Here is a 7094-nt window from a genome sequence, read left to right as displayed (position 1 = left end):
TACGAAACGGATTAAGGCAAAATTAAAAATGAGTCCGGTACAATACCGAACTCATTTTTATCAAGCTGCCTAATGAAATAACCGTGTCTAACTTTTAGGGGTCACTTCATTTGCTACTCTTTTTTTAGTATTGTCGCTGTTCCTTCCACGACAATATCATCTGATTGATTATATATGTTTGTTTGCAACGTAATGATTTTTTTATCGTCACGCTTCTTAATAACCTCTGCCACAACGCGAAGTGTATCACCGATTTTGACAGGGGCACGGAATGAAACATTTTGGGATAAATAAATCGTATTTTTGCCTGGGAGTTTCGTTCCAAGGATGGTAGAAATAAAACTCGAAACGAGCATTCCGTGAGCAATACGTTCTTTAAACATTGTCGTTTTTGCAAAAGAATCTAAAATGTGAATAGGATTCACATCTCCAGTCAATTTTGCAAAATTGATAACATCTTCATCTGTAATTGTTTTTGTAAGGGATGCTTGATCACCGACTTGAATCTCATCATAGCGAAGCTCCGGAACAGTTTGTGCTTCTTGAAATGGATTCATTTTGTCCTCCTTCTTTTCCATATCGAAAAATGTTAGCCATCTTGATGTAGTAGGAGGAAGAAAGAGTTTTGTTTGTGCTGCGGTTAGCTCCCACATTTTTCTTACTTGATGGAAGTAAATAGATTTTTTGAGTTTTCCTCGAACTTTTTTGCGAGTTCCAACTGTTTTGACTTGAACTCTTCCAAAAAACCCTCTAACTGTTTTTGAGCCTCTTCACGTTGTAATTGTTGTTGCTCAATAAATTGTTTTGTTGTTTCTTCAAATTGACCGCTTGTTTGTGTAAGAATTGACAAAGAAGTTTTTGTAGGAGAAACGGTAAGCTGATGCATATGAGCAGAAAGTTCCTTCCACTTGTCTTGCCACTCGTTAATTTGATCATTTAAGGAGTTTCCAGTTAATTGTTTCACGTAATCTGTATATTGGTTATTGAACTGAGCAGTGAGTTGTTGTAGTTCTTTTTCTAGTTCATCTACTCCTGATGTTAATTTATGCAAAGCGTCTTGTTGTTGTTTTAATGTTTCTAAAGTAAGTTGCTCTAACTGTTTTCCAGCTGAAGAGAAAAGGGAAAGTGATTGAGACCAGTTTTTCCAAAATGCATCGACTAATTCGTATGGTTTAGTTTCCATTGTTTGACCCCCAAATGTTTTTTTGCATATTGTGAACGCAGATTACTCTGCTGTACCACCAGGTGAAGATGAAGAATCCTTTTCATCCTTTTCTGGAGAAGTAGAAAATGGAAAGAATGCATTGGTGTATAACGTGAAAAACGTTCGCAACATATTTTGATAATGTTCAAAAGAAGTCGCACAGGTTGTTAAATATTGCTCTCCATATTCAGTTAAAGAATAAATTCTTTTTGCCGGCCCTCCATCGCTTGTATCCCAAGTAGAAGAAATAAGGTTTTCTTTTTCTAATTTGCGTAGTGTTCTATAAACATTACCTTGGTCAACAGAAGAAAAGCCGATATCCATTAGCATTTGAATAAGTTTGTAACCATGAAGACTCCAGTCTTTTAGACAGAGAAGTAAGAAGGGAACTAAGAAGTTTTTTGGCATGGAGTTTGGTTGTTTCGCTTGGTTCTTCTCCAAACTTTCGCGTTGTTCTGGTTCATTTTGTAGCATGATTGTGCATCACCTCATGAATCAGTTAGATGGAATTTTTTGCTTATAAGTGCAATTTACACCTATCTGTTTTTAAAGTCAACACATTTGTTAGAAAATAGAAAAAAATAAAATATAGACTTGAAGTTTTATTCAGAATATTAGAAAATAGTGAATAGGTTGAATTGTTTCAAAAACGAAAAAGGGAGTGTAGGTAAAGTGATTGATCAAAAATTCGATCCACTACAAGCATGGAAAAATGCTTATGAACAAACCGAAACATTTTGGGGAAAAGCGCTCAATGAAACAATTAAAACAGAAGAATATTCAGCTTGGATGGGCAGCGTTCTAGATTTGAATTTGTTTTATCAAAAAGCATTAAATGATACGACAAAAAACTATTTAGAACAAGTAAATGTGCCGACGAAAGAGGATATCGCAAGAGTGGCTACGCTTGTTATTAACTTAGAAAATAAAGTAGATAACATTGAGGAGTTTCTAGAGGAGAAAGTAGATTCTTTAGGACAAGCCCCTACATTAAAGCGTGATGTGACGAAAGTGAAACAAGATATTCGTACGCTTGAAACAAAAGTAGATCGAATTGTAGAATTGCTAGAAAAGCAAAATGCAGTACTAGCTAAACTACAAGTACCTGTAAAAGAAGAGGTAAAGCCTACGAATAAACCAGAAAATAAAAAATGATAAAAGCGCTTGTTTATAACAGGTAAAAGAGAGCGGGAGAATCTCTTTTCACGTATAAACAGCGAAACATAATTATATATGGACTCTATAGTATGAGTACCAAAATGATTCATAACAATCGTTCACAAATTCATTTAAGGGGGAAAAGAAATGGTTCAATTAAATGGAAAAGTAGCAATCGTAACAGGTGGAGCAAAAGGAATTGGAAAAGCAATTACAGTAGCATTAGCACAAGAGGGAGCGAAAGTAGTTATTAACTATAATAGCAGTAAAGAAGCAGCTGAAAATTTAGTAAATGAATTAGGAAAAGACGGACATGACGTTTATGCAGTGCAAGCGGATGTTTCTAAAGTAGAAGATGCAAACCGACTTGTAGAAGAAGCTGTGAATCATTTTGGTAAAGTTGATATTCTTGTTAATAATGCTGGTATTACAAGAGATCGTACATTCAAAAAATTAAATCGTGAAGATTGGGAGCGCGTAATTGACGTGAATTTAAGCAGCGTATTTAATACGACAAGCGCGGTGCTTCCATACATAACGGAAGCGGAAGAAGGAAGAATTATTAGCATTTCTTCTATTATTGGTCAAGCAGGTGGATTTGGCCAAACAAACTACTCAGCAGCAAAAGCGGGTATGTTAGGATTTACAAAATCATTAGCGTTAGAACTTGCAAAAACAAATGTCACTGTAAACGCTATCTGCCCAGGATTTATTGATACTGAAATGGTAGCAGAAGTACCAGAAGAAGTACGTCAAAAAATTGTTGCAAAAATCCCGAAAAAACGTTTTGGTCAAGCTGATGAAATTGCAAAAGGTGTAGTATACCTATGCCGTGATGGTGCGTATATCACAGGTCAACAATTAAACATTAACGGCGGATTATATATGTAATGAAGTAAGAAAAAAGTGCATATCCATAGCAGGAATGCACTTCTTTTTTTAAGAAGGAAATCGACCAAAAAGGAGATAAAAAAATGACTACATTCGCAACAGAATGGGAAAAGCAATTAGAGCTATACCCAGAAGAGTACCGAAAAGCGTACCGCCGAGTGAAAAGGGCGAGTGAAATTTTATTACGTGAACCAGAGCCGCAAGTAGGATTAACGCCGAAAGAGGTTATTTGGACGAAGAATAAGACAAAGCTTTATCGCTACATTCCAAAACAAGAAAAAACACAAAGAGTTCCAATTCTGTTAATATATGCTCTTATTAATAAACCATATATTATGGATTTAACTCCTGGAAATAGTTTAGTGGAATATCTAGTGGATCGTGGTTTTGATGTGTATATGCTTGATTGGGGCACATTTGGTTTAGAAGATAGTCATTTGAAATTTGATGATTTCGTTTTTGATTATATTGCAAAAGCAGTAAAAAAAGTAATGCGAACTGCAAAATCGGACGAGATTTCTTTACTTGGTTATTGCATGGGTGGAACGCTAACTTCTATTTATGCAGCACTTCATCCGCACATGCCAATTCGTAATTTGATTTTCATGACAAGTCCTTTTGATTTCTCTGAAACAGGATTGTATGGTCCTTTATTAGATGAGAAATATTTCAATTTAGATAAAGCGGTTGATACATTTGGAAATATTCCGCCAGAAATGATTGATTTCGGAAACAAAATGTTAAAGCCAATTACGAACTTTGTTGGTCCATATGTTGCTTTAGTAGATCGTTCAGAGAATGAGCGCTTCGTCGAAAGCTGGAGATTGGTTCAAAAGTGGGTTGGTGATGGTATTCCGTTCCCAGGTGAATCATACAGACAGTGGATTCGTGATTTTTATCAAAATAATAAATTGGTTAAGGGTGAACTCGTTATTCGCGGACAAAAGGTAGACCTTGCAAATATTAAGGCGAATGTCTTAAATATTTCCGGGAAACGTGATCATATCGCTTTGCCATGTCAAGTAGAAGCATTACTAGATCATATTTCTAGCACAGATAAACAATATGTATGTTTACCAACAGGGCATATGTCTATCGTTTACGGTGGAACAGCTGTAAAACAAACATATCCGACGATTGGAAATTGGCTTGAAGAGCGTTCTAATTAAAAATAAAAAAATCCAACTAGCCTATGTTAGTTGGATTTTTTTATGAAAAATAACAAAACATAGAAAGGAGAAATTTATATTTTAGGAGTATAATTATGAAACTTATGACGGGTAAGTTGTTTTGGAATACAGGAGTTTCTGTACCTTGTTATCCACTGTTAGAAAATGATATGATATGTGATGTGCTCGTAGTCGGAAGTGGCGAAGCCGGTGCTCATATAGCGTATTCTTTAGCGAAAATCGGCATGAGTGTAATGCTTATTGAAAAAAGAGAAATTGCATGTGGTAGTACATTTGCAAATGTAGGTTTATTACAGTTTCTTCATGATAAATCGTTAACCTCACTTATCCATACATTTGGTGAAGAAAAAGGGGTACGAGCATATAAACTGTGTTACGAAGCGTTACGAACAATGGAGAAAGTGGTACCTACTCTCGATATTGATCCCTATTTTATTCCGAGAAGTAGTTTATATTATGCAAGTAAAAGTGAGGATGTCTCATTTTTACAAGAGGAGTACAATACGTTACAGAATTATGGATTTCCTGTTGAGTATTTTACAGAATCTGATATTAAGGAACGTTATCCTTTTATAAAACAAGCGGCATTGTATACACACGGTGATGCTGAGGTGAATCCGTATTTACTAGCGCATAGTCTTTTGCATAAAGCAAACCAAATGGGAGCTAATATATATGAACATACAGAGGCAATACATATAAAAAAACGGCAAAATGATTTAATTTGTTACACGAAAACAGGAAATCAAATTGTAGCAAAGAATATTATTATGGCGACGGGCTATGAAGCACTTTTTGGGAAGAAAGAAAAAAATACAACAGTAGAGGCATCTTATGCAGTTGTGACAAATGAAATAGATCAGTTTGATGGCTGGCATGAGCGATCGTTAATTTGGGAAACAGCACGTCCCTACTTATATTTTCGGACGTTTCAAAACCGCATTATGGTAGGCGGATTAGATGAAGCGATGCAAATTCAACCGATTGGTGATACGAAACTATTGCGTAAGCGTGATATCCTTATTAACATTGTAAGAGAGATGTTCCCGCAGTATAAGAATATACAAGCAGAGTATTATTGGGCAGCAGCATTTGGTAGTAGTCATGATGGTCTACCTATTTTAAAAGAAGATAAGAAGATACATAATTTATTTTACGCATTATTGCACGGAGGTAATGGAACTGTGTATGGAATGGTATTTGCCAAATTATTTGAGCAGTTATTTACAAATAAAGAAAGTGAAGATTTTTCTTTATTTAATCGATAGAAAAAAGGTAGCGAAGTGATGGAATGAGAGATATAAAAAAGTTTTTACAAAAATTACGTCCTGTACAACTCATCGTTTTGTTTTATTTATTAGCGGTAGTTGTATCGGTGATATTGCTTAGTTTACCGTTTGTTACGAAGCCTGGTGTGAAATGGACATTTATAGATTCGCTTTTTACATCAGTTAGTGCGGTAAGTGTTACGGGACTGTCTGTTATTACGATTTCAGATACGTTTACTACAGCAGGAATTATTGTTTTAGCCCTTATTCTACAATTAGGCGGCTTAGGAATTATGGCGCTTGGTACATTTGTTTGGATCATTACGGGGAAAAAGATTGGTTTGCAAAGAAGAAGATTAATTATGGCAGACCATAATCAAGGAAATTTATCGGGTCTTGTAGAATTGATGCGTTCTATTTTGATTGTAATTATTTCAATAGAACTTATTGGAGCAATCCTATTAGGTACAAGATTTTTACTTTACTTTCCGACTTGGCAAGAAGCTTATTTTCACGGTTTCTTTGCAGCTGTTAGTGCGACTACGAACGGCGGATTTGATTTAACAGGACAATCATTAATTCCGTATAAAAAAGATTATATTGTTCAAATGATTCATATGTTACTAATTATTTTAGGAGCGATTGGTTTCCCTGTGCTAATGGAAGTGAAACAATTCCTTAGTAAAAGGAGACAACAATTATTCCGGTTTTCATTATTTACAAAATTGACGACAACAACATTTTTTTCGCTCGTTGTTGTTGGTACAATTATGATTTTTTTATTGGAGAGAAATCATTTTTTAGTAGGAAAGTCATGGCATGAAACTGTATTTTATACATTATTCCAATCTGTGACGACGCGAAGTGGTGGACTTGCTACGATGGATATACGTGAATTGTCACAACCGACGCTTTTATTTATGAGTATATTAATGTTTATAGGGGCATCTCCAAGTTCGGTTGGGGGCGGAATACGTACAACAACATTTGCTGTTAGTATATTGTCACTATATACCTTTGCAAGGGGTGGTAGAACAGTTAGAGTCTTCAAACGTCAGCTACATGAAGAGGATGTACTGAAAGCATCTGTCGTTATGACGATGGGGATTTTGTTATGTGCTACTGCGCTATTCATTTTATCTATTACGGAAAATGTACCGCTTATGAGCTTAATTGTTGAAGTTTGTTCTGCTTTCGGAACGACGGGACTATCAACAGGTGTTACGCCTGATTTAACAACTGTTGGGAAACTTGTACTTATTGTGCTTATGTTTATCGGACGCGTTGGTATTTTAACATTTATTTTAGCTAGTGGTGGAAGGGAACAACCACCTCGCTATAAATACCCGAAAGAGCGGATTATTATTGGATAGTATGAAACCA

The 7094-nt window shown here is 35.5% G+C and carries 8 protein-coding genes; 5 read left to right on the top strand and 3 right to left on the bottom strand.

Annotated features, from left to right (window positions below; all coding sequences use genetic code 11):
* Positions 1-113: 113 nt before the first annotated feature.
* From ACTFO4_RS27145 to phaQ, 3 genes are all read right to left on the bottom strand, one after another.
* A complete protein-coding gene (locus ACTFO4_RS27145) occupies positions 114-557 on the bottom strand; it encodes a MaoC family dehydratase (RefSeq protein WP_001067916.1) in 444 nt (147 codons plus the stop codon).
* Between the two features lie 101 nt (positions 558-658).
* A complete protein-coding gene (gene phaP, locus ACTFO4_RS27140; protein WP_000448594.1) occupies positions 659-1183 on the bottom strand; it encodes a polyhydroxyalkanoic acid inclusion protein PhaP in 525 nt (174 codons plus the stop codon).
* A 42-nt stretch (positions 1184-1225) separates the two neighbouring features.
* Complete coding sequence (gene phaQ, locus ACTFO4_RS27135) at positions 1226-1678, bottom strand: poly-beta-hydroxybutyrate-responsive repressor (RefSeq protein ID WP_000939953.1); 453 nt, start codon at positions 1676-1678, stop codon at positions 1226-1228.
* A 198-nt stretch (positions 1679-1876) separates the two neighbouring features.
* On the opposite strand from phaQ, the gene phaR reads away from it, so the two are divergent.
* From phaR to ACTFO4_RS27110, 5 genes are all read left to right on the top strand, one after another.
* Positions 1877-2359, top strand: a complete 483-nt coding sequence (phaR, locus tag ACTFO4_RS27130) for a polyhydroxyalkanoic acid synthase subunit PhaR (protein ID WP_000566945.1) — start codon at positions 1877-1879, stop codon at positions 2357-2359.
* A gap of 150 nt (positions 2360-2509) precedes the next feature.
* Positions 2510-3253, top strand: coding sequence for an acetoacetyl-CoA reductase (locus tag ACTFO4_RS27125; protein WP_000250407.1), 744 nt, complete (start codon positions 2510-2512; stop codon positions 3251-3253).
* An 83-nt stretch (positions 3254-3336) separates the two neighbouring features.
* Positions 3337-4422: a class III poly(R)-hydroxyalkanoic acid synthase subunit PhaC gene (gene phaC / locus ACTFO4_RS27120; protein ID WP_000206336.1), complete on the top strand. Its 1086-nt coding sequence runs from the start codon at positions 3337-3339 to the stop codon at positions 4420-4422.
* Positions 4423-4517: 95 nt separating this feature from the next.
* Positions 4518-5711 carry an NAD(P)/FAD-dependent oxidoreductase gene (locus tag ACTFO4_RS27115; RefSeq protein ID WP_000772560.1) on the top strand — a complete coding sequence of 398 codons (1194 nt, stop codon included), beginning with the start codon at positions 4518-4520 and terminating at the stop codon, positions 5709-5711.
* Positions 5712-5734: 23 nt separating this feature from the next.
* Positions 5735-7084: a TrkH family potassium uptake protein gene (locus ACTFO4_RS27110; protein WP_001204714.1), complete on the top strand. Its 1350-nt coding sequence runs from the start codon at positions 5735-5737 to the stop codon at positions 7082-7084.
* Positions 7085-7094: the final 10 nt, after the last annotated feature.

The organism is Bacillus cereus group sp. MYBKT14-1, from assembly GCF_051915185.1.
Taxonomy (GTDB): Bacteria; Bacillota; Bacilli; order Bacillales; family Bacillaceae_G; genus Bacillus_A; species Bacillus_A cereus.
This window is presented reverse-complemented; position numbering and strand designations above follow the sequence as displayed.